This window comes from Carboxydocella sporoproducens DSM 16521, from assembly GCF_900167165.1.
Lineage (GTDB): Bacteria > Bacillota.
Genome location: NZ_FUXM01000010.1, coordinates 33533 through 58296, shown reverse-complemented (window position 1 = coordinate 58296; position 24764 = coordinate 33533). Strand labels below are relative to the sequence as shown.

Annotated in this window: 29 protein-coding genes and 1 pseudogene; all 30 read left to right on the top strand. The window is 45.1% G+C overall.

The features are described from left to right. Positions 1-15 precede the first annotated feature (15 nt). The 30 genes and pseudogenes from fliM to ytvI all read left to right on the top strand — a co-directional run bounded on the left by fliM (position 16) and on the right by ytvI (position 24744). On the top strand, positions 16-1050 hold the full coding sequence (fliM, locus tag B5D20_RS05790; protein WP_078665284.1) for a flagellar motor switch protein FliM: 1035 nt from the start codon (positions 16-18) through the stop codon (positions 1048-1050). Beyond that, a complete protein-coding gene (gene fliY, locus B5D20_RS05785) occupies positions 1047-2210 on the top strand; it encodes a flagellar motor switch phosphatase FliY (protein WP_078665283.1) in 1164 nt (387 codons plus the stop codon). Before fliM ends, fliY begins: the two co-directional genes overlap by 4 nt. A gap of 21 nt (positions 2211-2231) precedes the next feature. Next, complete coding sequence (locus B5D20_RS05780; RefSeq protein ID WP_078665282.1) at positions 2232-2594, top strand: response regulator; 363 nt, start codon at positions 2232-2234, stop codon at positions 2592-2594. A 24-nt stretch (positions 2595-2618) separates the two neighbouring features. After that, positions 2619-3158 (top strand): FliO/MopB family protein, encoded by a 540-nt coding sequence (locus B5D20_RS05775; protein WP_078665281.1) that lies wholly within the window; start codon positions 2619-2621, stop codon positions 3156-3158. Position 3159: 1 nt separating this feature from the next. Further along, complete coding sequence (gene fliP, locus B5D20_RS05770) at positions 3160-3876, top strand: flagellar type III secretion system pore protein FliP (protein ID WP_078665280.1); 717 nt, start codon at positions 3160-3162, stop codon at positions 3874-3876. 11 nt (positions 3877-3887) lie between these two features. Then, a complete protein-coding gene (gene fliQ, locus B5D20_RS05765; protein ID WP_078665279.1) occupies positions 3888-4157 on the top strand; it encodes a flagellar biosynthesis protein FliQ in 270 nt (89 codons plus the stop codon). Positions 4158-4170: 13 nt separating this feature from the next. Beyond that, positions 4171-4944, top strand: coding sequence for a flagellar biosynthetic protein FliR (gene fliR / locus B5D20_RS05760; protein ID WP_078665278.1), 774 nt, complete (start codon positions 4171-4173; stop codon positions 4942-4944). Between the two features lie 11 nt (positions 4945-4955). Then, positions 4956-6044, top strand: coding sequence for a flagellar biosynthesis protein FlhB (gene flhB, locus B5D20_RS05755; RefSeq protein ID WP_078665277.1), 1089 nt, complete (start codon positions 4956-4958; stop codon positions 6042-6044). 18 nt (positions 6045-6062) lie between these two features. Further along, positions 6063-8126 (top strand): flagellar biosynthesis protein FlhA, encoded by a 2064-nt coding sequence (gene flhA / locus B5D20_RS05750; RefSeq protein ID WP_078665276.1) that lies wholly within the window; start codon positions 6063-6065, stop codon positions 8124-8126. A 1-nt stretch (position 8127) separates the two neighbouring features. Continuing rightward, on the top strand, positions 8128-9228 hold the full coding sequence (gene flhF / locus B5D20_RS05745; protein WP_078665275.1) for a flagellar biosynthesis GTPase FlhF: 1101 nt from the start codon (positions 8128-8130) through the stop codon (positions 9226-9228). Positions 9229-9231: 3 nt separating this feature from the next. Next, positions 9232-10128, top strand: coding sequence for a MinD/ParA family protein (locus B5D20_RS05740; protein ID WP_078665274.1), 897 nt, complete (start codon positions 9232-9234; stop codon positions 10126-10128). 13 nt (positions 10129-10141) lie between these two features. Continuing rightward, positions 10142-10786 (top strand): flagellar brake protein, encoded by a 645-nt coding sequence (locus B5D20_RS05735; RefSeq protein ID WP_078665273.1) that lies wholly within the window; start codon positions 10142-10144, stop codon positions 10784-10786. An 11-nt stretch (positions 10787-10797) separates the two neighbouring features. Further along, positions 10798-11832 (top strand): protein-glutamate methylesterase/protein-glutamine glutaminase, encoded by a 1035-nt coding sequence (locus tag B5D20_RS05730; protein WP_078665272.1) that lies wholly within the window; start codon positions 10798-10800, stop codon positions 11830-11832. Between the two features lie 19 nt (positions 11833-11851). Next, on the top strand, positions 11852-13873 hold the full coding sequence (locus B5D20_RS05725) for a chemotaxis protein CheA (RefSeq protein WP_078665271.1): 2022 nt from the start codon (positions 11852-11854) through the stop codon (positions 13871-13873). 5 nt (positions 13874-13878) lie between these two features. Then, complete coding sequence (locus B5D20_RS05720) at positions 13879-14301, top strand: chemotaxis protein CheW (protein WP_159071882.1); 423 nt, start codon at positions 13879-13881, stop codon at positions 14299-14301. Further along, positions 14280-14891: a chemotaxis protein CheC gene (locus B5D20_RS05715; protein WP_078665269.1), complete on the top strand. Its 612-nt coding sequence runs from the start codon at positions 14280-14282 to the stop codon at positions 14889-14891. Before B5D20_RS05720 ends, B5D20_RS05715 begins: the two co-directional genes overlap by 22 nt. A gap of 6 nt (positions 14892-14897) precedes the next feature. Further along, complete coding sequence (locus B5D20_RS05710; protein WP_078665268.1) at positions 14898-15380, top strand: chemotaxis protein CheD; 483 nt, start codon at positions 14898-14900, stop codon at positions 15378-15380. A gap of 12 nt (positions 15381-15392) precedes the next feature. Then, on the top strand, positions 15393-16184 hold the full coding sequence (locus B5D20_RS05705; RefSeq protein WP_078665267.1) for a FliA/WhiG family RNA polymerase sigma factor: 792 nt from the start codon (positions 15393-15395) through the stop codon (positions 16182-16184). A gap of 17 nt (positions 16185-16201) precedes the next feature. Then, on the top strand, positions 16202-17605 hold the full coding sequence (locus tag B5D20_RS05700; protein WP_078665266.1) for a DUF342 domain-containing protein: 1404 nt from the start codon (positions 16202-16204) through the stop codon (positions 17603-17605). A 10-nt stretch (positions 17606-17615) separates the two neighbouring features. After that, the gene (locus B5D20_RS05695; RefSeq protein WP_078665265.1) at positions 17616-17882 is read left to right on the top strand and encodes a hypothetical protein; all 267 of its coding nucleotides are present in this window, start codon (positions 17616-17618) and stop codon (positions 17880-17882) included. Between the two features lie 13 nt (positions 17883-17895). Further along, on the top strand, positions 17896-18342 hold the full coding sequence (locus B5D20_RS05690; RefSeq protein WP_143311824.1) for a DUF6115 domain-containing protein: 447 nt from the start codon (positions 17896-17898) through the stop codon (positions 18340-18342). Beyond that, positions 18342-18797, top strand: coding sequence for an endolytic transglycosylase MltG (locus B5D20_RS05685; RefSeq protein ID WP_078665263.1), 456 nt, complete (start codon positions 18342-18344; stop codon positions 18795-18797). Before B5D20_RS05690 ends, B5D20_RS05685 begins: the two co-directional genes overlap by 1 nt. A 143-nt stretch (positions 18798-18940) precedes the next feature. Further along, on the top strand, positions 18941-19639 hold the full coding sequence (rpsB, locus tag B5D20_RS05680) for a 30S ribosomal protein S2 (RefSeq protein WP_078665262.1): 699 nt from the start codon (positions 18941-18943) through the stop codon (positions 19637-19639). A 62-nt stretch (positions 19640-19701) separates the two neighbouring features. Next, positions 19702-20358, top strand: a pseudogene (gene tsf, locus B5D20_RS05675) (translation elongation factor Ts); the annotation flags it as partial. Positions 20359-20474: 116 nt separating this feature from the next. Further along, complete coding sequence (pyrH, locus tag B5D20_RS05670; protein ID WP_078665260.1) at positions 20475-21203, top strand: UMP kinase; 729 nt, start codon at positions 20475-20477, stop codon at positions 21201-21203. Continuing rightward, positions 21200-21757 carry a ribosome recycling factor gene (gene frr / locus B5D20_RS05665; protein WP_078665259.1) on the top strand — a complete coding sequence of 186 codons (558 nt, stop codon included), beginning with the start codon at positions 21200-21202 and terminating at the stop codon, positions 21755-21757. Before pyrH ends, frr begins: the two co-directional genes overlap by 4 nt. 30 nt (positions 21758-21787) lie before the next feature. Then, positions 21788-21955: a DUF362 domain-containing protein gene (locus B5D20_RS05660; RefSeq protein ID WP_078665258.1), complete on the top strand. Its 168-nt coding sequence runs from the start codon at positions 21788-21790 to the stop codon at positions 21953-21955. A gap of 104 nt (positions 21956-22059) precedes the next feature. Continuing rightward, positions 22060-22827, top strand: a complete 768-nt coding sequence (locus tag B5D20_RS05655; protein WP_078665303.1) for an isoprenyl transferase — start codon at positions 22060-22062, stop codon at positions 22825-22827. A 16-nt stretch (positions 22828-22843) separates the two neighbouring features. Then, a complete protein-coding gene (locus tag B5D20_RS05650) occupies positions 22844-23635 on the top strand; it encodes a phosphatidate cytidylyltransferase (protein WP_159071881.1) in 792 nt (263 codons plus the stop codon). After that, a complete protein-coding gene (gene ytvI / locus B5D20_RS05645) occupies positions 23632-24744 on the top strand; it encodes a sporulation integral membrane protein YtvI (RefSeq protein ID WP_078665256.1) in 1113 nt (370 codons plus the stop codon). Before B5D20_RS05650 ends, ytvI begins: the two co-directional genes overlap by 4 nt. Positions 24745-24764: the final 20 nt, after the last annotated feature.

Sequence of the window (24764 nt, the reverse complement as noted above, 5' to 3'; positions counted from 1 at the left end):
TTGGGAGCTGGTAATGTGAGTGAAATACTTTCACAAGCAGAAATTGATGCTTTGCTAGCTGCATTAACACAAGAAGAAAAAAAAGATAGTAAAGAGCCTTTAGCAAGTATTTTTCATAATGAACAGGACAGTTTATTACATGGATCGAATAAAAAAACAACTGTAAAAGTTTATGATTTCCGTCGCCCTTCAAAATTCTCAAAGGAACAATTGCATACAATCCAGGCAATTCATGAGAATTTTTGCAGATTAGCTGGAACTTATTTGTCAGCGTATTTACGTATAGCGACCCAGCTAACAGTTGTGTCAGTTGAACAAATTACTTATGAAGAAGTAATAAACTCATTACAAAATCCTTCTATAGTTAGTGTCCTTTCCTCCAAACCGTTAAACGGTAACGTTTTACTCGATATAAATCCTGCTATCGGTTTTGTAATGCTGGATAGGTTATTGGGTGGCCCTGGAGAAAGCGTAGAAAAAGCTCGTAATTTAACAGATATCGAACAAGTTGTTTTACAAAAATTAATAACATCGTTACTTGGCTATTATTCAGAAGCATGGAGTAATGTCTTTAAAATTGACTTCACTTTAGAGAGTCAGGAAAGTAATCCACAGTTTGTTCAGATAGTTTCACCAAGTGAAATGGTTGTACTGATTGGGATTGAGGCAAGAATTGGGCAACAAACGGGTATGCTTTCGATATGTATTCCCTATTTAACATTAGAACCAATCATAGGAAGATTAAATGCGCATATTTGGTATGGTACAAGCAGGAAAGAAACAGATGTCGAATATTTACAGAAATTGAAAAACAAACTGCAAAAAATCAATGTTAATATTTCTGTGCGATTGGGAGAAGGGACGATTTCGATAAAAGAACTACTTGAAGTGGAAGTTGGGGATATTATTAAGCTTGATACAAAAAGCGATGAACTAGTACGTTTATATATAGGGCAGACGCCTAAATTTTTAGGATTGCCTGGAACTATAGGAAGCCGTTTGGGGGTTCGAATAGTGCGAGTTATTGAAGAAGGAGAAGATAGCCTATGAATAACGGCGTATTATCACAGGAAGAAATCGATGCTCTCCTCCGTTCTGCTACTCTTCAGGACGATAGTTCTCAGCAAGAGGCGACCGCCGGACATGATAACCTGGATTATTTACTAAGTGATATAGAAAAAGACACTCTGGGTGAGCTGGGAAATATGGCGATGGGAGCGGCTGCCACAGCACTTTCTACATTGCTCAATACCAGGGTCGAGATTACAGCTCCACAGGTTGAAATAATTACCTATCAAATGCTAGAAAACCGCTATCCTATGCCCTTCGTTCTGGTAGAAGTAGACTATACTTCAGGACTGCATGGAACTAATCTTTTTGTTATTCAGAATCAGGATGCCTTGATCATAGCTGATCTTATGATGGGTAATGATGGTTCTAATCCCCCTCAGGAGCTGGATGAATTTTACCTATCTACGGTCGCCGAAGCGATGAACCAGATGATGGGTTCAGCAGCAACAGCCATGTCCCAGATTCTGGCCGGACGGGTTGAGATTGGTCCACCGCGAACCCGTACCATCAATCTGGCCAGTGAAAAACTGGTAACTGGCCAGGACGAACAAGCGCCTGTGATTTTAATAACATTCTCCATGCAAATTGGAAATTTGGTTAACAGCCATCTACTTCAGCTGATTCCCCTCGATTTGGGAAGGAAGCTGGTAGAACAAATGCTGAGTGATATCAACAAAGGGGAGATGCTATCTGTTCCAGAAACACCTGCCTATATACCGGAACCAGAGCTGGCGCCGGTTATCCAGCAACCCATACAGGACCAGGTAAGCAGAGGGGGAAATGGAGGGGTTCAGTCAATGGCAGGTGAAACGAAAAAAGTCACAGTGCAACCCGTTGAATTTGCTCCCCTGGATAAAGGCGGAGCCAAAGCGGAAATGCCGCAAAACCTGGATTTAATCATGGATGTTCCCCTGCAGATAACAGTGGAACTGGGTAAATCACGGAAAACCATTAAAGAAATTTTAACATTAGGACCGGGGTCAGTGGTGGAACTGGATAAGCTAGCTGGTGAGCCTGTGGATGTACTGGTTAATGGAAAACTGGTGGCCAAAGGTGAGGTAGTAGTTATTGATGAAAACTTTGGCGTCAGGATCACAGATATTGTCAGCCCGATGGAACGATTTGGCAAGTTAACGTAATATTAAGCTGGGGGGAAGATGATGAGCGCCAAAATTCTGGTAGTGGATGATGCTGCCTTTATGCGGATGATGATTAAGGACATTTTGACCAAGGCGGGCTATAATGTAGTGGCTGAAGCGGAAAATGGCCGCAAAGCAGTAGAACTTTATCAACTATTGAAACCAGATCTGGTAACCATGGATATAACCATGCCGGATATGGATGGATTAACAGCTTTGAAAGAGATCAGGAAAATCGATCCAAAAGCGAGAATTATTATTTGCAGTGCCATGGGGCAACAACCGATGGTAATTGATGCCATTCAGGCCGGAGCCCGGGATTTTGTTGTTAAACCTTTCCAGCCTGAACGGGTAATTGAGGCTGTAAAAAAAGCATTACTTTAAAGAAAAAACAAAGGGGGTTTCGGGGTGAAAAAACAACTATTTAGCATTATTTTTGCAGCCTTGCTAATCTTGCCGGGACAACTGGCTGGTGCGGCCCCGACCTCTTTCCAGGATCAACCTTTGCCACCCGCCCTTGGTGAGGAAACAGTTAAGACAGCGGCTCAGACCGAGCTGCCCAGTATAGGTGCATATCTCTTAAAAGTAGTCATCACTCTGGGCCTGCTTGGCGCAGCGGTTTACTGGGTAAAAAATCGCTATTACCGGGTAAACCTACCTGGCCAGCTGGATAGTCAGGTATTAAGGGTAGTCGACAAACTCGATTTATCCGTAAGCAATTCCTTAATTATCGTCGAGGTTGGCAGTCGCTTTTACTTGCTGGGAACAGGTTCTGGTGGTGTGAATTTGCTGACGGAAATAACTGACCAGGAACTGATTGAGGAGCTGATGGCGGCTAAGGGAAATTCACCCCAGCAGCTGGACAGACAGCTGGTTGATTTTACCAGTCAGTTACAAAAGCAGATCGAAAAAATTCGCAATCTGGCCGGGAAAGGGGGCGACCAGTAAAATGTCTTTGCTAATGACCCCTCTGCTGGCTGTTTCCGGGACCATTATACCAGGGATTAAATTAGGAGTAGAGACAACCGGTCAAAATGGTGATTTGAGCTCCAGTTTACAAATTCTTCTGGTATTAACTATCCTGTCTCTGGCGCCGGCGCTGCTAATCCTGATGACCTCATTTACCAGAATCGTAGTGGTTTTGGGTTTTTTGCGCCAGGCCCTGGCTACTCAGCAAATGCCACCGAACCAGGTGATCATAGGTTTAGCTCTCTTTTTGACATTTTTCACTATGGCACCTACCTTTAATCAGGTTAATAAAAATGCTTTACAACCTTATTTTGCAGGGAAAATTACCCAGCAGGAAGCTTTAACTAAGGCAATAGATCCTTTACGCGAATTTATGCTGAAGCAAACCCGGGAAAAAGACCTGGCCTTATTTATCCGCTTGCATAAACTGGAGAAACCCAGGACTTATCGAGATATACCCACTTATGTAATTATTCCTGCTTTTGTTATTAGTGAATTAAAAACAGCTTTTGAAATGGGTTTTCTCCTTTTTATCCCATTTATTGTGATTGATATGATTGTAGCTTCCGCCTTAATGTCCATGGGTATGATGATGTTACCTCCAATGATGATTTCACTACCTTTCAAGTTATTGCTGTTTGTACTGGTAGATGGCTGGGATCTGGTTGTGCAGTCATTAATTTTGAGTTTTAGATAGGGTGAAAAACTATGACCCAGGACTTTATTATTTATCTGGGAAAAGAAGCAATATTTACTATTGTTTTGGTTTCCGCGCCGGTGTTGCTGGGCAGCTTACTGGTGGGTTTGCTGGTTAGTATCTTTCAGGCAACCACCCAAATTCAAGAGGCTACCCTGGCTTTTGTACCCAAGATCCTGGCAGTCCTGGCAGTGCTGCTGATTTTTGGCCCCTGGATGATGAATGTTTTATTGAGTTTTGCCGGTAATCTACTGGGGAATTTGCATAAATTTATCGGTTAACAGGGGTTGAGCTATGCAAGAATTACTATTAATAGAGCAAAAATTGCCAGTTTTTCTTCTGGCTTTTTTCCGTATTGGTGGACTGATGGTAATCGCACCGGTTTTCAGTGCTCGTGTACTTCCCCAACAACTGAGAATAGCTATTGCTCTTATTCTAGCTGTTTTAGTTACCATCAGCCTGCCACCTCAGCAGCTACCTGCCTTCACTAATATTTACGGGTTTGTCTGGTTAGCTCTCAATGAATTCACTTTTGGTCTGGCGCTGGGATTTGTGATCTATCTGGTTTTTGCGGCCATCAGTCTGGCAGGAGAGATGATAGACCTGCAAATCGGTTTATCCATGGCCACCCTGGTGGATCCAACTTTTGGACAGGCCATGCCATTGATTGGCAATTTTAAGAACATGCTGGCAGTACTGATTTTTTTGTTAACTGACAGTCATCATTTACTGGTCATGACACTGATCAAGAGTTTTACCTTGTTAAAACCTGGCCAGCCCTGGCTGGAGATGGGGGTTAGTACCCTGGTTTTTAACTGGTTTCCTTTTACAGTAATTACCGGGTTACAAATTGCTTTGCCGGTAGTGGGGGTTCTACTAGTAGTTGATATAGCGCTGGGGATTCTAGCTCGCACTGTACCTCAAATGAATATTTTTGTTGTGGGCTTACCATTGAAAATCTTTATTGGCTTGATTTTTTTGATGCTAAGTCTGCCTCTCTATGTAAAGATTTTAAATCAGGTTTTCTGGCAGGGGTTTGATTTGCTGGCCACATTCATGCATGGATAAGGGGGACGGACATGCTGGAACTAAAATTACAGCAATTACAGCTTTTTGCCGGTGAAAAAACCGAAGAGGCCACCCCTAAACGCCGGCAAGAAGCGCGCAGAAAAGGTCAGGTTCCCCGGAGCCCTGAAGTTGGTTCAGCCTTCGTATTGCTAAGTGCCTTTACTATTTTGTATTTGACCAGTAATTTTGCCTACCAGACTATGGGAGAATTTATTCGAAATATCTACGGTGTGCAGTTAAAAGAGCATTTACTAACAACCAACACTATTCCAGTTCTCCTCTGGCAGGGGATTCTCGTTGGAGCCAAGATCCTCATACCGCTTTTGCTGGGGGCAATCATCGCCGGTGTAGCGGTTAATCTGATTCAAACGGGTTTTCTGTTAACTACTGAAGGGTTAACGATGAAGTGGGAGCGCATAGATCCCGTTGAAGGTTTTAAACGGATTTTCAGCAAGAGAACCCTGGTGGAATTAATTAAATCTCTGTTTAAGGTAACTATTGTTGCTCTTGTTGCCTATGGGATCATTAAAAATCAGATTATGTTTTTTCCCGGTCTGCAAACCGTTGAATTAAATACTGGTCTCGCTTTTATCGGCCATATGATTATTAAGATTGGGTTATACACATCAGGTATGCTGGTGGTGCTGGCATTATTTGATTATGCTTATCAGCGCTGGGAATTTAACAAATCTTTGCGCATGAGTAAGGAAGAAATTAAAGAGGAATACAAACAAACGGAAGGTAACCCGCAAATTAAAGCTAAAATTAAAGAAAGAATGAGAGCTCTGGCTCAAAGAAGAATGATGCAAGAAGTTCCCAGGGCTGATGTGGTTATAACTAACCCGACCCACTTTGCGGTGGCTATCAAATACCAGGCTGGCATAATGCCTGCTCCTGTGGTAGTAGCCAAGGGTACAGATTTGTTAGCAAAACGAATAAAAGAAATTGCCCGGGAACACGGGGTTGTTACTGTTGAAAACAAGCCACTGGCACAAGCTTTATATAAAAGTGTTGAAATCGGTGAGTTTATCCCGCCAGAACTATTTCAAGCTGTGGCTGAAGTGCTGGCTTATGTTTACAAGCTAAAAGGGAAAATATAGCCCGAAGGAGGTGGCGTTGTGGCAACACCACAAACAGCGGCTTCGAGAGGCTTTCGCAATAGCGATATAGTGGTAGCAGGAGCAGTAATCATGATGATTTTGTTGATGGTTATCCCTCTGCCGCCGCGGCTTCTGGACGTATTGCTGACCATTAATATCAGCTTGTCTTTAGTAATTTTGCTGGTGACAATGTATATTAAAGATGCCCTGGAGTTTTCCGCTTTTCCCACTTTGTTGCTGGTTATGACTCTCTACCGGCTTTCTTTGAATGTATCTTCTACTCGCTTGATTCTGGGGAACCGGGGGGAAGCGGGGGAGATAATCAGAACCTTTGGTGAGTTTGTTATTGGAGGTAATGCGGTAGTTGGTTTTATTATTTTCTTAATCCTGGTGGTAATTCAGTTTCTGGTCATTACCAAAGGGGCAGAGCGGGTATCGGAAGTTGCTGCTCGCTTTACTTTGGATGCGATGCCCGGTAAGCAAATGAGTATTGATGCTGATTTAAACGCTGGTTTAATCAATGACCAGGAAGCGAAAGAGCGCAGGAAAAATATTCAGCGGGAAGCTGATTTCTACGGGGCTATGGATGGTGCTTCCAAGTTCGTAAAAGGAGATGCTATCGCCTCTCTGGTTATTACTGCAATCAATGTCATCGGTGGGTTTATAATCGGGCTCGTTCAAAATGGAGCCAGCGATATTACCCAGGTCCTGAGGACTTATACGGTGCTTTCGGTTGGTGATGGTCTGGTTACTCAAATTCCTGCATTGCTGATTTCAGTGGCCACAGGTATCACAGTAACACGGGCTGCTTCGGAATCCAGTCTGGGACAGGAACTGGTCGGACAAATGTTTAATAGTCCACGGGCCCTGGCTTTAGCTGCGGCTGCCTTGCTGCTGCTGGCTTTGCTGGGCATGCCTCCTTTGCCGATGATATTACTGGCCTCTATCCTGGGGGGACTGGCCTGGCAAATAAACCGGGCTGCAAAGACCAGTGAGGAGACGGTAGAAGAGGAAGTAGTTAAAGAAGCGGAAGAAGCCCGCAAGCCGGAAAATGTGCTTTCCCTGTTACAGGTGGATTTGATGGAACTGGAGCTGGGCTACAGTTTGATTCCACTGGTAGACAGCTCACAGGGTGGGGATTTGCTGGACCGGGTAGTAATGATTCGCCGTCAGTGTGCCCTGGAGCTGGGAATTGTCTTGCCTCCCATTCGGATGCGGGACAATATGCAGCTTAGACCTAACAGCTATGTTATAAAAATCAAAGGAGTAGAAGTTGCTTCCGGTACATTGATGGTCGACCACTATCTGGCAATGAATGCTGGTCTGGCGGAGGATGATATAGCAGGAATAGACACGGTTGAACCGGCTTTTGGCTTACCGGCCAAGTGGATTCCTGCTCATCTGAAAGAAGAAGCGGAACTAAAAGGTTATACTGTTGTAGACCCATCCTCGGTACTGGCAACTCATTTGACGGAAATCATCAAGTCTCATGCCCATGAGATTCTGGGCCGGCAGGATGTGAAAAAACTGCTGGATAATGTGAAAGAAACCAATCCGGCGGTGGTTGAGGAACTGGTGCCTGACCTGTTGAATCTGGGTGAAATCCAGAAGGTTCTGGCTAACCTGTTAAGGGAGAAAATCTCCATTCGCGATCTGGTTACCATTCTGGAAACCCTGGCAGACCAGGCCCGGGCCACCAAAGACATTGATGTGCTGACTGAATATGTTCGTCAAGCTTTATCAAGACAGATTACCAGACAGTTCGCACGAGACGGACAAATAGCTGTCCTGACCCTGGCCCCGGAGCTGGAACAGCAATTGAGAGAAAATCTACAGCAGACAGAACATGGTTCCTATATCGCTTTAGATCCGATGTCGGCTCAGAAATTCTACACCAGTTTACAGAATGCTGTTAATCAGCAATGGCAGCGGGGGATTCAGCCTGTGTTGCTTTGTCCGCCCTTATTGCGAATTTATATCCGCAGAATCGTGGAACGGGTATTACCGGATTTACCCATCCTTTCCTACAATGAACTGGAAGGAAATGTACAAATTCAAGCGGTTGGGACGGTGACCATCTGAAATGAAAGTAAAACGCTTTGTGGCACCTACAGTTAATGAGGCGATGCTGAAAGTCAGAAATGATATGGGGCGAGATGCTGTGATCATCCATACCCGCAAATTTCGTGAGGGTGGATTTTTCGGGCTCTTTGGCCGCCAGATGGTAGAGGTTACCGCTGCGGTTGAAGAAAAAATTTCCTCTCCTCCAGTACCGTCACAGCCTGTTGAGATCCAGGACAAACAAATAAATGTCGAATTGAAGCAGGAAATTCATGAACTGAAAGAGAAAATTGACCGTATGGCAGAAATAGTGGATGAAAAGAAAATCCCAGCCGAGTTGTCAGAAGAAGGGAAAAAATACTGGGCCCTGCTTCAGGACAAGGAAGTTGAAGAAAACATATTAAGAAAGATTTTTAAACAGCTTAGAGCAAGTGAGGAAGAGAGTCAAACAGAAGAGGAGAAGATACTGCATGTCCTGGAGAAATATTTTAAAAAAGGTAAACCTATTACTGTAAAAAAGAATAAAACCAAAGAAAGACCGCTGGTTGTCTCTTTCATTGGGCCAACAGGGGTTGGTAAAACTACCACGATTGCTAAAATTGCTGCTAACTTTGCTATCAAGCAAAATTTTGCAGTAGCGTTACTGACTTCAGATACTTATCGGGTTGCAGCAGTTGAGCAACTAAAAACCTATGGAGATATTATGGGGCTGCCTGTGGAAGTAGTTTATTCGCCTAAGGACATGAAAGAGGCCATCGAAAAACATCAGGATAAAGATTTACTGCTAATCGATACGGCCGGGCGCAGTCACCGCAACAAAGATAAAATGGTGGAACTCAAAAGCTTTATTGCTGCGGCCCAGCCCGATGAAACCTATTTGGTTCTGAGTGCACCGACAAAACGAAAAGATATGCTGGAGATTGTTGGAAATTACCGGGATATAGAGTTTGACAAAATTATTCTTACCAAAATTGATGAAACTTCTTCTTTTGGCGGTATTCTCTCAGTTCTGCAAAAAACCAGGAAGCCTTTAGTCTATGTTACAACGGGACAAGAAGTACCAGATGATATCAGTGAAGCTGACCCGACCTGGTTAGCTGGTAAACTGATAAAGGAGAGATAAGCCATGGCTGATCAGGCAGAAAAACTACGGCAACTGGCTTTGAATTTAAAGAAACAGGCTGAGGCTGAGCTGAGAGAAAAAGATCCGCGCTTTAACCGAACCAGGGTTATTGCTGTAACGTCAGGGAAAGGCGGGGTCGGTAAAACCAATTTTACCATTAACCTGGCCCTTACTTTAACAAAATTAGGTAAAAAGGTACTGGTTTTCGATGCTGATTTGGGGTTGGCCAATGTGGATGTAGTCCTGGGTGTAACTCCTAAATATACCCTTTATAATCTCATTAAAGATGAGATGAATATTAGAGATATAATTACAACTGGCCCGGGTGGACTGGGGATCATTGCAGGAGGGTCGGGAATTCAGGAACTGGCTAATATATCCCGCAAAAAACTCAATACCTTTATTAAGAGCCTGCAGGAATTAGAGGGTATGGCAGACATACTCCTTATCGATACCGGTGCCGGTCTGAACCGGAATGTGCTAGCTTTTGTGCAGGCGGCAGATGAAGTAATTGTGGTCTGCACACCGGAGCCGACCAGTATTACAGATGCTTATGGTTTAATAAAGGCTTTGCATAGCAAGAAACCGGATGCCCGCATTAGTCTGGTGGTCAACCGGGTCGAAAACATGGAGGAAGGCAAAAATACAGCCAATAAACTAACCATGGTTTCACAGCGTTTCTTGAAATTGAATTTGGAGCAACTGGGTTTTATCTGGGATGATCTCCATGTATCCAAGGCGGTAAAATATCAGGAACCTTTTGTTTTAAAATACCCCAATTGCTTGGCCAGTACCTGTATGAAAGGAATTGCCGATAAATTATTAACGGGGCAGGATACCCAAAAACCGCCAGGTGGAGTTAAATCATTTTTTAACAAAATTATTGGTTTCTTCAGTTGAGGGAGGGATTTGAGTGGCGGTAGTACCGCAGCTGTCGGTAAACCAGAATGTTGAAATAGAATTGCTGGAAGAAAATCTTTCCGGGGTTTACCGCAGCCGAGTAGAAGAGATTGCACCTGACAGAATCATCCTCGCTTTGCCCTTTAGTAAAGGAGTACCTGTTCCCGTAAGAGTAGGAAGCCAAATTCTGGTGCGGTATTTTGACCAGTCGGCAATATACAGCTTTAAATCTGAAGTAATTTCCAGGGCCACAGCTCCCCAAGCGATATTATCCATTAGCATTCCAGAATCAGTAAATCGGGTACAGAGACGCAACTACGTCCGCCTGGATGACAGCGTTCCCCTGACCTTTTATAAACTGCAAGAAGATGATATAACCGGAACTGATACTGTAACCAAAGATATTTCCGGTGGCGGCGTGCGCATCGAAATCCCGCAACCCCTGGAACTGGGGACCGAACTGGAACTCCATTTAAAACTGCCAAAGGATAAAATCATCGCCGTAGGCAAGGTAGTACGCTGCCTGCCCCTGGAAAAACCCAAAAAAGGTTACAATATCGGTATACAGTTTACTATTATTGAAGAACGGGACAGGGATAAAATCATAAAATACATTTTCGATCGGCAACGGGAGCTGAGAAAGAAGGGATTGTTATAGGGGGTTTGGCTATGGAACCATTAAAAGTTTTAGTTGTTGATGATTCAGCATTTATGCGCCAGTACATCACTAGGATCTTAGAAAGCAGCGGTAAAATCAAAGTAGTCGGATATGCCAAAAATGGTCAGGAAGCCATAGAAAAGGTCCAGGAACTAAAACCCCAGGTGATGACTCTGGACGTGGAAATGCCGGTCATGAACGGCCTGGAAGCTTTAAAAATAATTATGGAACAATTCCCACTCCCAGTGGTTATGCTCAGTTCTCTGACGACAGAAGGGGCAGAAGCTACCATTAAAGCTCTGGAACTGGGAGCGGTGGATTTTGTAGCCAAACCTTCAGGACAAATTAGTTTTGATTTGGATAAAGTCCAGGAGGAACTAATCATTAAAGTAAGCAATGCTGCTCTGGCCAAATTGAAAAAAACGAGCAGCAGCCTCTCGCTCCTTCCTCAGACAGGGGCAAAGCTCACTGCTTTTCAGCGTGTTTCCAAGCTGGTTGCAATCGGTACATCCACAGGAGGGCCCAGGGCCTTACAGGAAGTGGTGACCCAGTTTCCACGCAATTTACCGGCGGCTATCCTGATTGTACAGCATATGCCCAGAGGATTTACCAAATCGCTGGCAGAGAGACTGGACAGCATTTCTCATTTAGTAGTCAAGGAAGCGGAAGATGGAGAGGAAATCAAAAACGGGATCGTTTATATCGCACCTGGAGACTATCATATGGAAGTTCGTCAAAATCAGGGCAGTTACTTTATCAGTCTAAACCAGTCACCACCGGTTTCCGGACATCGACCATCAGTAGATGTAATGATGAAATCAGTAGCCCGCTTAAATCTGCCCAAAATCGGGGTGATTATGACCGGTATGGGTGGGGATGGCTCTGATGGAATGGTGGAAATCAAAAAGTCCGGGGGTAAAACTATCGCCCAGGATGAAAGTTCATGTGTGGTTTTTGGTATGCCAAAAGTAGCAATCCAAAAAGGTGGCGTTGATGTAGTTGTGCCTTTGAATAAAATTGCCCTGGAGATAATGAAATGGCTATAGCCCAGGGGAGGGGAGAATTGTGGATCTGTCCCAGTATCTAACCATATTTTTTGAGGAAGCACGGGAGCATTTGCAAAAAATCAGTGAGTGTTTGCTGGAGCTGGAAAAAGATCCGTGTAACCTGGAAACCATCAATGAGCTCTTTCGCAGTGCCCATACTTTGAAAGGAATGTCGGCAACGATGGGTTTTACCCAGATGGCCGAACTTACCCATGAAATGGAAAGTTTCTTGCAACCCTACCGGGGAACCCAGCAATGTATCAGTTCCAATGGGATTGACCTTTTGCTGAAAGTAGCTGATACGCTGGAAATTATGCTGGAGGAAGTCGCCAGCCAGGGCAGTATTCAAACATCGCCGCAGGATATTATCAATCAGCTTAGGAATCATCAACCTGAGGCCGCTGAATCAGTTACTACCAAAAAAAATGAAGAGTCTAAACCGACAACTTCCCCCGCACCTGCTATGGTACTCAATGAGTATGAAGTAAGAGTGGTACAGGATGCCAGTAGCCAGGGGTTAAATGTCTGGAAAATCAAAGTAATTCTACGGGAAGATTGTTTAATGAAAGTGCCCCGGGTATTGATGGTTTATCGCAATTTGGAGCAGCTGGGGGAAATTATTAAAACCGTACCTGACACATCGGAAATTGAAGAAGACAATTTTGACCGGATAGTGGAATTTCTGTTAATAAGCTCCGAATCAGCCAGTGCAGTAGAAACAGCTATGCAATCTGTCTCTGAACTGGAAAGCTATCACATCGAAGCCTTTCAGCTTCAGGCCAGACCGGTACAGGAAACAAAAACAGAAAAACCGGCAGTATCATCAGGGCAGGAAACGATAAAACCAGCGGTAGAATCTGATAAGAAACCGTCAGGACAGTTGAAAGCTCAAACCCTCAGGGTGGATATTCAGAAACTGGATATATTGATGAACCTGGTGGGAGAACTGGTAATAAATAAAACCCGCTTATTCGCCATCGCCAGGAAAAATGGACTGAAAGAACTTAACGAGACTATCGAACAAATGGATTTTATTTTCTCCGAATTACAAAACCTGGTAATGAAAGTTCGCATGGTACCAGTTGAGACGGTGTTCAATCGTTTTCCTCGCATGGTTAGGGATCTGGCCAGAGAACTGGGAAAAGAGATCGATTTTCAGGTTTATGGAGCTGATACAGAGCTGGATCGCACGGTGATAGATGAAATTGGGGAGCCACTGGTGCATCTACTGCGAAATGCCATTGACCACGGTATTGAATCCCCTGCTGAGCGGCTGGCAAAAGGAAAACCAGCTGCCGGAACCATCAGTCTTTCGGCTTTTCATGAAGGGAATCATGTGGTCATTGAAATTAAGGATGATGGCAAAGGGATTGATACTGAGAAAGTAGTACAAAAGGCTTTGCAGAACGGTCTTATCAATAGCGTTGAAGCGGAACAAATGAGTGAAGAGGAAAAACTGGCTCTGATTTTCCGACCGGGATTGAGTACAGCAGAAAAAGTGACCGATATTTCTGGCCGTGGTGTGGGAATGGATGCAGTGAAGAAAAAAATTGAATCCCTCAATGGGCGGATTATGCTGAATTCTCGTTTGCATCAGGGCACCACTGTGCACATTATTTTGCCTTTAACTTTAGCGATTTTGCAGAGCTTACTTATCAAGATCGGTCAGGAAACCTATGCAGTACCGATCGGCTATATCGAAGAAACAGCGGCAATTTTACAAAGGGATATTCTGGAACTACAGGGGGCTTATTATATAAAACTAAGGGAAGTACTGGTTCCTGTGTACATTTTAAAAGAATTGCTGGAACACCCCTGGGAGATACCAGAGCCGGAAACAGAATTGCCTGTGGTTATTGTCAGAACAGGGAGACAGAGGATAGGGTTGATCGTGGACGAACTGCTGGGACAGCAGGAAATCGTCATCAAGTCCCTGGGCCCACTTTTGACAGGGATTTCAGGCATTGCAGGTGCTACCATTTTAGCCAATGGTGAAGTTGCCTTGATCCTGGATGTCCCATCCCTATTGACGGGGAGGTAAAGGCAGTGGAGGTTCAAATTGTTGTATTTCGTTTACAAAACAAATGGTATGGTCTTTATATCAACAGAGTGAAGGAAATTTTTCCGCTCGTTAAAATTACCAGGGTGCCGCGGACACCCTCCTATATTCTCGGGGTGATAAACCTGCGGGGAACAGTAGTACCAGTCCTTTCTTTGCACCGGTTGTTTGGCTTGCCGGAACCGTTAATCACTGAAGAAAGCCGAATTATAATTTTGACTGAACAGGAGGGTATGTTTGGGGTACTGGCTGATGAAATTAGCAGTGTAACCAAGGTAGGAGAAGATCAGATTCAAACTGATATCTACGAAAAATATATTGACGCTTTTGTTAAATTGCCAGATCGGGTAGTGATGGTATTGAAACGGCAATTTAAGGAGGAATTGGGGTGGGGGAATTCAAAAAATTGAGTGAAGCGCAGCTGGATGTAATCAGGGAAGTTTGCAATATTGGTGCTGGTAATGGTGCCACTGCTCTGGCCACCATGCTGGGTCAGAGAGTAGAGATGTCAGTGCCGGAGATAAATATTGTTTCTTATCAGGAGATTCTGGAAGCATCGCCTATTTGCCAGGAAACTGTTTATGGTATTTACCAGAAGATTAAGGGGCAAGCTCCAGGAGAAGTTTTATGGCTCTTGCCGCAATCCATGGCCCAGCAGCTGGTGGAAATGCTGTTACAGCGCTCTGTAACTGAGACGGGGAGTTTTAATCAGTTTGAGTTATCGGCCCTGGCTGAAGTCGGAAATATCGTAACAGGAGGTTTTCTAGCGGCCATTACTGGCTTTACTGGTATCAGATTTTATCCTTCGATACCGGGGGTGGCCCTGGATTATGGCTGCAATATCCTTTCTAGTGTTGCTGCGGAACTAGGGCATGTTTCCAATGAGGTACTGATAATAGAGACCATATTCAAGCTAAATCACAAGGAAATGATCGGGCACTTTTTCCTCTTGCCTGAGCCTGATTCCCTTAGAGTTATAGTTACGGCGCTGGGAGTGTAAGTTGAGATGGAGATTATAAAAGTTGGGATGGCTGATTTAAAGATAGGACAGGCTCCTGCCCGGTTATTGACTTCTGGTCTGGGTTCCTGTGTAGGCATATGTCTCTGGGATTTTCTCAGCAAAAAAGGCGGCATGGCCCATATTATGCTGCCAGATAGCACTAAAGCCAGGGTAGCGGGAAATCCCGCGAAATTTGCTGATACAGCCGTACCGGCACTAATCCAGTTGCTGGAAAACCATGGGGCTTGCCGCCGTCGGTTAAAAGCTAAGATTGCAGGCGGGGCCCAGATGTTTTCCTTTGGTGGTGAACATGAAATCATGAAAGTGGGACAGAGAAATGTGGAAGCGGTAAAAACAGCCCTTGCTGCCTGGGATATTCCTTTGCTGGCGGAGGACACTGGAGGAAATATCGGGCGAACCATTGAATTTGACCTGGAAACAGGGCTTGTGCATATTCGTACTATGGCAGCTAAAAACTATCATATCTAAAGAGGTGAGCCCATGTTGGCCATTAAATTGAGCGGGCAAAAGGATGAACAGCTCTGGGCAGAATATAAAGAAAAAAAAGGACCAGAGTTGAAGGAGGCCCTCATTAAACGTTATGCTCATCTCGTTAAATATGTGGCGGGCAGGCTTATTTCAGGCTTGCCATCCAGTATCACTTATGATGAATTATTAAGTTTTGGTACCTTTGGTTTACTGGAAGCCATCGAACGGTTTGAGCCTGAGCGAGGCATCAAATTTGAAACTTATGCGGTAGCCCGCATCAAAGGGGCGATAATCGATGGCTTGCGCCAGCTGGATTGGATGCCAGCTTCAGTAAGAGCCAGAGTAAAGAAATTAGAACAGGGAATTTGGGAGTTAGAACAGCGTTTGGGTAGGTCGGCTACGGATGAAGAAATTTGCCAGGCTTTAGGTTTGTCAGAGGAGCAATATCAGCAGTTGCTGGTACAGAGCTCCCAGGGGGTTATTTTTTCCCTTGATGAATTGATTCCTGGGGAAGAAGAAAATACTGCCGGATTCCATGAATTGATCGCCGACAAAAGTCAACCAACCCTTGAGGAACAGGTTCAGCTTCAAGCAGTCAAGCAAATTCTTGCCGACGCTATTGCCAAACTGCCAGAAAAGGAGAAACTAGTTGTAGCCCTGTATTATTATAATGGTTTGACCTTAAAGGAGATAGGACAAGTAATTGGAGTTAGTGAATCCCGGGTTTCACAGCTGCATACCAAAGCAATTTTCCGGTTACGGGGCCGGCTCAGTCGACAGAAGCAAAAGATTTTTGCGGAATAACCGCGGGAGGGGCTGTCATGGATCAGCAGAAAGAAAAGAAAATCGTTTTAAGTCTCGAAACCAGTGCGGATAACATGACAGCCTTTTTACAGCTGCTTGCAGCAGCAGAAGAAAGTGACCAGAAACTGGAACAATTGATCTGGAAAGCTATCAATGAACGGAAGATTAAATATGGTTTGATTGAGGAAAATATTAAAACCGCTATTGTAAAACGGAATGGCGAAAAAATTCTACTAGCCCGGGGCCGGGAACCTGTAGCTGGAATAGATGCTTGTATTAAATATCATTTTGAAATTAATGGGCTCCCTCTAACTCCCAAAGCCCGTCAGGACGGGTCGGTCGACTATTATAACCTGGAACTGATTCAACAGGTTAAAGCCGGGGATGTGCTGGCCGAGCGGGTTCCTCCTGTACCTGGCCAGGATGGAATGGACATATTTGGTCGGGTGATTCCTGCTAAAAAGGCAAAAGATGTGGTCTTGAAAGCAGGAAAAGGAACGCGCCTTTTGCAGGAGGAAAATATAATTGTTGCAGAAAAAAACGGACATGTGGCCTTGATTAATGGCAAAGTAACCGTATCTGATATATATGAGGTGCGGGGTAATGTGGATTTTTCCACCGGAAACATTGATTTTGATGGCACCATCCGTATCACCGGTGATGTGCTTGGCGGATTTCAGGTCAAAGCTACCGCTGATGTGGAAGTAGGTGGTGCTGTCTTAGGAGGCAGTATCCAGGCCGGGGGACATTTGCGGGTACGTAATGGCATTATTGGCAAAAAAGGCGCTCAGATATCCTGTCAGGGTAACCTGTTTGCAGCCTATGTTGAAAACGCATTCATTGAATGTGGCGGGAATGTGCAAATCGGGAAAGGGATTATGCACAGCCAGGTAATTGCGGAAGGTTCGGTCATAGTGGAAGGCAGCAAAGCTCTGATTGCCGGCGGGGAAGTCCGGGCTGGACGGGACATCCGGGCCAAAACTGTGGGAGCACCGATGGGGACTCATACTTTGCTGGAAGCTGGAGTAAGCCCGAAACTGAAACTTAGATATTTAGCGACTGTATCCGGGCTGACAGCAGTTCAACAAAGTTTGACCAAAGCAAAGCAAATCATTGACCTTCTGCAGCGAATGAAGGAAAAGGCCGGTGAGCTTCCTGATGAAAAGAAGGCATTGTTAATTAAGGTAAAACGATCAGTAATTAATCTGGAAGCTGAATTAAAAAATTTGATAGTCGAGGAGCAGGAGCTATTAACTTTATTGCAAACCTCAATTGAAGGCAAAATAATGATAGAAAAAATTGTCCATCCCGGAACCCGGATCGTCATTGGTGACCAGACCCTGATTATCGATGAACCCGTGCAATACGTGTCTTTTCAGCTGAATCAGGAAGGTGAAATCGAAATGCGGCCTTTGCGTTAGGGGGAGAGCGATGAGTATTAAGCCTGTTGATATGCAAAATACTTTCATTAAAGTTCAGGAAGTAAGCAAAATCCAGCAAACTGAGCTGGCTGCTCGCCAGCAGGCTAATCAGGAATTCAGCGCTCAACTGGATAAACAGACCCGAAATGTGAAACAAAAGATTCAAGCCAGCAGCAAAACGCTGGGCAGTCGTGTACGAAAAAAAACGGAAAAAGACAAAGAAAAGCAGGAAGAACGGGAAGAAGGGAAAAAGGAACATCTGGATATTCTGGTATAGGAGACGATTTGCGGTGACATTAGAATGGTGGATGTTGTTAGCAGGTATACTGGCTCTGGGCTGGAGTTTCTGGCTGGAAAAAAGGGAAAATCTGAAACGTCAGGACGAACTATTAACGATATTGACCAGGGTTGAACAGGCAAAAGCAGATGTAGCCTTGTTATTGACAGAAGTGGAAGAAGCGGCAGAAAAACTGGTTAACAGGCTGGAAAAAACAGTGGTATCGGATGGAGACCCACAGGTTATGAAAAAGCCTAAAACTAAGGACAAAGTTAAAGAAAACCGGGAAAAAGATAAGGAGCCGCAGAAGAAAATGGATTCACGGTTTAAAAATAAAGATGAAATCATAGCCTTATGGCAATCAGGGCTATCGATAGATGAAATTGCGGCCCGTCTGGGAATAGGCAAAGGGGAAGCTCAGCTGATTATAGATTTATTTGGCAAGGAGGCAGGGCGATAATGGGTAGGCAAGCCTTTTGGCGCGGTTTGGGCATAGGCCTGGTACTGGGCGGTTTAGCCCTGTTTTTTGCAAAAAGCAACCTGCAGTTATCAGAAGCAGAACTAATCAGCCGGGCCCGCTCTCTGGGTATGATTACTCGACAGGAGGCGGCGGAAAAGGTAGCCCAGGAACTGGCCAACGCCAGGAAAGAATGGGAAAAACAAGCCCAGCAACGTTTGCCGGTCCAGCCTGCCCAGCAACCATCAGCAGAACGCATGGTTCTAGTGGTTTTGCCCAAAGGGGTTACTTCAGAAAAAATAGCGGATATTCTGCTGGCAGAAGGATTAATCCAGGATAAAAAAGCTTTTCTGATGGAAGTGGATAAGGCGGGACTGGCCCGGAAGTTTAAAGCGGGAACTTATCAGATAAAACAAAACACATCGGTTGCTGACATTCTTAAAACCCTGACCCACTGAACCCTTGCCAATTAAATCAAGTTATGTTAAAATAGCAAATGGTGTGTAAAATACACACGTCTCCGGATTCGCTGCCGAGTGCCTGGAGACAGGTGGGCAGCGAAGAAGATGGGGGCGGAGGTAAAACTAATGGAGGTGTAAATATGTCAGTCGTTTCCATGAAACAATTACTGGAAGCCGGTGTTCACTTCGGACACCAAACCCGGCGGTGGAACCCCAAAATGCGGGAATATATCTTCACTGACCGGAACGGAATTTACATTATCGATTTGCAAAAAACTGTTAAGAAAGTAGAGGAAGCCTACAATTTCCTGCGCAGTGTAGCTGAAGAAGGCAAGACTGTGCTGTTTGTAGGAACCAAGAAACAAGCGCAGGAAGCTGTGAAAGAGGAAGCTGTCCGCTGTGGTCAGTTCTATGTAAATCAGCGTTGGTTGGGTGGTATGCTGACCAACTTCACCACCATTCGGAAAAGAATTGAACGGCTGCATGAGCTGGAGAGAATGGAACAGGATGGTACCTTTGCCGTACTGCCCAAGAAAGAGGTGGCCGAACTGTTAAAAGAAAAAGCCAGACTGGAAAAATTCTTGGGCGGCATTAAGGATATGAAGGAACTGCCCGGTGCCTTGTTCGTGGTCGACCCGCGGAAAGAAAAAATTGCTGTTGCTGAAGCGCGGCGACTGGGTATACCGGTGGTCGCTATTGTGGATACTAACTGTGATCCAGATGAGGTAGACTACGTTATTCCCGGTAATGATGATGCCATCAGGGCGGTAAAGCTGTTAACCAGCAAAATGGCAGATGCTATTCTGGAAGGTTTGCAAGGACAGCAAATGACCGAGTAGTAAAGTCGGGTGGGTGGCCGGGAAACTCGGGCCCACCCTTTTTATTACAAAAATTTAAGGAGGTTATCGTGATGATATCTGCACAGGCAGTTAAAGAACTAAGAGAAAGAACCGGTGCCGGGATGATGGACTGCAAAAAGGCATTGCAGGAAACCAATGGTGATATGGAAAAGGCTGTTGAATATCTGCGGGAAAAGGGGCTGGCTGCAGCAGCCAAAAAAGCTGGCCGGATTGCAGCTGAAGGGATCGTTACATCGTACATACATGCTGGCGGCCGTGTAGGTGTCCTGGTGGAAATTAACTGTGAGACTGACTTCGTGGCCAAAACCGAGGAATTCCAGCAGTTGGGCAAGGATATTGCTATGCAAATTGCTGCTTCCAAGCCTCAGTATGTCCGGCGGGAAGAAGTGCCTGCTGATGTAATTGAAAAAGAAAAGCAGATTCTGCGGGCTCAAGCTCTTAATGAAGGCAAACCCGAAAATATCGTCGAAAAAATGGTGGAAGGAAGAATTGAAAAGTTCTACAAAGAAGTATGCTTGCTGGAGCAGCCTTTTGTTAAAAATCCGGACATCACCATAGAACAACTTATCAAGGAAAAAATTGCCAAAATCGGTGAAAATATTAATGTCAGACGGTTTGTTCGTTACGAAATGGGTGAAGGTCTGGAGAAACGGCAGGATGATTTTGCTGCCGAAGTTATGAAGGAGCTGCAGCGGTAGTTGGTAATAAAAGAGAACACATTTTTGTGTTCTCTTTTTTGTAAAAATATTTCTGAAAACAAAAGGAAATCGGCCACCGTTGTAGAATTGATTATACAAATACAGGAGGTTGGCCCATGACAGTTCCAAAATATAAACGGGTTGTTCTTAAACTAAGCGGTGAGGCGCTGGCTGGTGGACAGGGTTTTGGCATTGACCAGCATACTGTTCAGAACATTGCCCGCCAGATTAGTGAAATTGTAAAACTGGGAGTCCAGGTTGCTATCGTTGTGGGTGGAGGTAATATCTGGCGCGGAGTGGCCGGTAGTGCTAAAGGCATGGACCGGGCTACTGCTGATTATATGGGTATGCTGGCTACTGTGATGAATTCTCTGGCCCTGCAGGATGCCCTGGAAAACCTGGGCGTGGATACCAGGGTACAAACGGCCATTGAGATGCGGCAGGTAGCTGAGCCTTATATAAGAAGGAGAGCGATTCGCCATCTGGAAAAAGGACGGGTGGTGATCTTTGCAGCCGGCACTGGTAACCCCTATTTTTCTACTGATACCACCGCAGCTTTGCGGGCTGCCGAAATAGAAGCGGAAGTTATCCTGATGGCCAAGCAGGTAAATGGGGTCTATGACTCTGATCCCAAGAAAAACCCCGCTGCCCGACTGTTTAAAGAACTTACATATCTGGATGTCTTACAACTGGGGCTGGGGGTAATGGATTCAACCGCCACTTCCCTGTGTATGGATAACAGTATTCCCATTATTGTCTTCAACCTTAATGAAGAGGGCAATATCCAGAAAGTAGTACTGGGAGAAAAGATCGGTACATTAGTTGGAGGTGAAGAGACGAAATGATTAAAGAAATCATTCGTGAGCATGAAGAGAAAATGCAAAAAGCAGTGGCTGTACTAAAAAAAGAACTGGCTTCTCTGCGGGCTGGACGCGCAACTCCCGCTTTGCTGGAGAAGGTAACAGTGGACTATTATGGTGTGCCAACTCCTGTTAACCAGCTGGCTAATATTTCCGCTCCTGAACCCAGGTTGCTGGTAGTTCAACCCTGGGACCGGAGTGTTTTGAATGAAATTGAGAAAGCGATAATGAAATCCGATTTGGGGCTGACCCCCAACAATGACGGTACCGTAATTCGTATTGCTATTCCGCAATTGACCCAGGAGCGGCGGACTGAGCTGGTAAAAGTGGTTAAGAAAAAGGCGGAAGAGGCACGGGTTGCTGTGCGGAATGTGAGAAGAGAGGCAAATGATGAGCTGAAAGCTCAGGAGAAAGCTGGAGGCATTTCTGAAGATGAAGTTAGACGCGGTCAGGATGAGGTTCAGAAGCTGACTGACAAATATATTAAAGAAATCGATAAATTAGCTGAACATAAAGAAGAAGAAATTATGGAACTTTAATTTTCCACATAGGGAAAGGGGGTGTGAGGAATGGCCTACAAAATCTCCGATGAGTGTGTAGCTTGCGGTACCTGCATGGATACCTGCCCGAATGGCGCCATCAAGGAAGGGGATATCTACTCCATTGATGCTGATGCATGTGTAGATTGTGGTAGCTGTGCAGAAGCTTGCCCCACTGGCGCAATCAGCCAGGGCTAAATTGCGGGAAAAAGCCCCCTCGCCGAGGGGGTTTTTTCATGTTATAATATATTTATGGTAAATTATCGGAGGGAGGATTGCCCGTGGCCAAATGGATATCGCGCATGTTGGGTTCTGCGGTTTTGCCGGAAAAACAAGCGGACAATCACCAAATTAATGAAATAGATCTGTCTCGATTACCCCAACATGTTGCCATTATTATGGATGGCAACGGCCGCTGGGCACAAAAAAGGGGATTGCCAAGAAGTGTTGGTCATCGTGCCGGTGTGGAAAGCTTGCGTACAGCGGTGAAAGTTTGTACAAACATTGGTATAAAATATCTCACAGTATATGCTTTTTCCACGGAAAACTGGAAGCGGCCTAAAGAAGAAGTGGATACACTGATGAATTTACTGGTGGAATATCTGGAAAAAGAGGTGGCAGAGTTAAATCAGCAAGGAGTTCAGATTCGGGCTTATGGCGATCTGGCCGGGTTACCCCTTGCTGCCCAGCAGGCACTGACCAGGTCTATCAATTTAACTGCCAAAAATAACAAACTGGTTTTAGGCTTGTGTCTAAACTATGGCGGTAGAGCTGAAATAGTGCAAGCGGTAAATCAGATTGCGGCAGAAGTGAAAGCAGGGAAAATTGACCCCGGTTCTATTGATGAAGAGGTGATAGAAAAGTTTCTTTACACCAGAGATATCCCAGATCCTGATTTATTGATTCGCCCTGCTGGAGAATTGCGCATCAGCAATTATTTGCTCTGGCAGTTAGCTTACACGGAATTCTGGCTCACAGATGTGCTCTGGCCTGATTTCCGGGAAGAGCATTTTTTACAGGCTATAGTGGATTATCAAAAGCGGGAGCGCCGTTTTGGCGGCTTGCTATAACTATAGAGGTGATTTTGTGCTGGTATACAGGGTTATAACTGCCATTATCGGAATACCTCTGGCTCTCTGGCTTATTTGGCAGGGGGGAAGCTGGCTGGGAGGAGGTATTCTGATCCTAGCGCTGCTGGGCCAGTGGGAGCTGAAAAATATCCTTCAGCATCTGGGGATAAAGGTCAGCTGGCTGCTGGCTGGACCGGGGGTAATACTGGTCTTTTTCAGCATGATTAATCATCGTCTTGATTATGGAATAACCTTTCTGTTGCTCTGGACATTGCTGATTGCGGTTATATCTTTTCCGCGCCTACGCTGGTCAGATCTAGGAGCAGGCTTTTTTGGTATTGTATATGTAACTGTTTCTCTCACTTACATTCTACTCCTCCGAGAGCAAGATCAGGGATTATGGTTGACAGCATTGTTTTTTATTGCTAACTGGCTGGCCGACTCCGGGGCTTACTTTACAGGGCGGGCCCTGGGAAAACATCCCCTGGCACCAGTGATCAGTCCCCAAAAAAGCATCGAGGGGGTTATTGGTGGAGCGGTCACTGCTGCCCTGGTGCTGGCAATGCTGGGGCCTAAACTGACCGGTTTTTCTTACCTTTTCTGGGCTGGCTTTGGGATTGTCATAAGTCTGGGAGGACAGCTGGGAGATCTGGCAGAATCCACTTTGAAAAGAGCGGCAGGGGTAAAGGATAGTAGTAACATTTTTCCGGGCCATGGAGGAGTACTGGACCGGTTTGATTCGATCATGTTTACAGCGCCGCTGGCCTATGTTTTGCTGGATTGGTTTGTTAGGGGGGGCAATGGATGAGGCGGATGGCTTCCAATTATTATCAATGGCTGACGGCCTTGCTGATTTTACTCACCCTCTATTTTGGTGGGGCTTACTTTTTACCATTTTTGATGCCCTGGCTCGGAAAGTTTCTTTATATCTCATTACCGTTTATCCTGGCGGCTTTTCTGGCAGTCCTGCTGGATCCACTGGTTAATAAACTGGAGGCAAGATTTAAATTAAAAAGGTCTCTGGCTGTTTTATTAACCTTATCTGGTGTAGTAGGCGGATTTATAGTTATCTGGGCCCTGATTTTAGCCAGATTGATTCTGGAAACCCTTCGCTTAACCCGAGAACTGCCTGAATACCGGGAACAGATCATTATTTTTGTTGATCACGTCTGGCAAAAAGCTAACGCATTGCTGGAAAAAGGGGTTGCATTTTACCGGGAGTTGCCACCGCAGCTCCATCAGGCTGTCAAGGACAATATAGATAATATTGTGGCTAAAGGCCAGCAGCTGATTATTTCAGCATCAGAGACTTTACTGAGGTCAGTACAAGTATTACCAGCCAGTATTACTGGCGGCTTTGTTGTATTGATTATCGCCATTTTGGCAGCCTTTTTTCTCCTCAAGGACAAAGAAAAAATTATCCGTTTCTGGTTACAACTGCTAAATCCTCCCTGGGGAGAAACGACTTTAGAAGTGGGATCGAAAATTATACTGGCCTTTACTGGCTATCTCAAGGCCCAGCTTATACTTATTACAATTACCACTATCCTGGCCATTGGTGGTCTTTACCTGACGGGCAGTCAATTTGCTCTAACCATGGGAATTGTGGTAGGGTTAATGGATTTTATTCCGGTGCTGGGCCCTGGCTCAGTATTGTTACCCTGGGCTCTGCTCAGTTACTTTCACGGCCAGGGCTTTTTTGCTCTGAAATTGGTTATCCTGTATGGGGTGCTGAGCCTGGTCAGGCAGCTACTGGAAGCAAAAGTGGTCGCTGATAATGTGGGCCTGCATCCCCTGGCCACTTTAATAGCGATTTATACAGGCTATCAGCTCTGGGGCGCTCTGGGGGTAGTATTGGGTCCTATCCTGTTAATCGCTATTCAGGCGGTTATTAAAACTGGGATAACACGGATATAATAGAAAGAAACGGGGTTCAG